Annotated in this window: 1 protein-coding gene; it reads right to left on the reverse strand. The window is 60.1% G+C overall.

Annotated features, from left to right (window positions below):
• Window positions 1-977, reverse strand: a 977-nt coding sequence (locus ACXJ7R_RS34295; RefSeq protein WP_457155665.1) for a PAS domain S-box protein, incomplete at both ends; no start/stop codon positions are given.

A 977-nucleotide genomic window follows, 5' to 3' on the forward strand; every position in this document is an offset into this window, starting at 1 on the left:
GACTAAGGACCAAGGATGGGCCTGACATCTCGATAACGTCACCCCGTGGGAAAGGCTGGGCCTGGGCCGCCAAGAGTTCATTGATGGTGGCGCCCTTCCAGTCGGCCGACACCAGCAGGTCGTGGGATCGCGACAGCGCCATGATGCGCTCGCGGACCTGGGATTCAAATTGCTTGGGCGTCTCCGATCGCTTGTTGGTCTCCCGGATCATCGACAGAATGACCGAGTACTGGTTTTTCACCCGGTGGTTGACCTCGCGCATCAGCATGCGGATGCGGTGCTCGTTTTCCCTCGCCAACGTGATGTCCCGCGCAATCTTCGATGCGCCGACGATCTGCCCAGTTGCGTTACGCACGGGCGATATCGTCAGCGAAACCGGAACCAGGCTGCCATCCTTGCGCTGGCGGGTCGTTTCGAACGGTTCGACGCGTTCGCCACGGCGAATGCGTTCGAGAATTCGGGGTTCTTCGTCCTGGTGGTTATCCGGGATCAGCATGGTCACCGACTGACCGATCGCTTCGTCGGCGGTATAGCCGAACAGGCGCTCGGCGCCATGGTTCCAGCTCTTGATGATGGTGTTGAGATCCTTGCTGACGATTGCATCGAACGAGGATTCCACGATCGCCGACAAGTGCTGCCTGGCTTCTTCAGCACGCTGGCGGTCCGTCAGGTCGAGCAGCATATTGACTGCAYCGATGAGGTTGCCGTGCTCATCCTGCAACGGCGTGGGGTAGGGTAGGAACGGAAAGAAGGATCCGTCCGGACGTTGCGCCACGGCCTCCTGATTGCGGACCGGCCGGTTTTCCTTGAGCGCAATCGCCATCGGGCACTCGTCATGCGGCAGTTCCTTGCCGTCGGCCGTGAACAGCTTGAACGTCACACACCATTTGTCCTTGCCGATGGCGGGCTCCCGTCCTGCCAGATCGGCAGCAGCGCGATTGTAATAGGTAATGGTGCCGTCCTGGTCAGTCGTATAG

The sequence above is a fragment of the Mesorhizobium sp. P5_C1 genome (assembly GCF_054049815.1).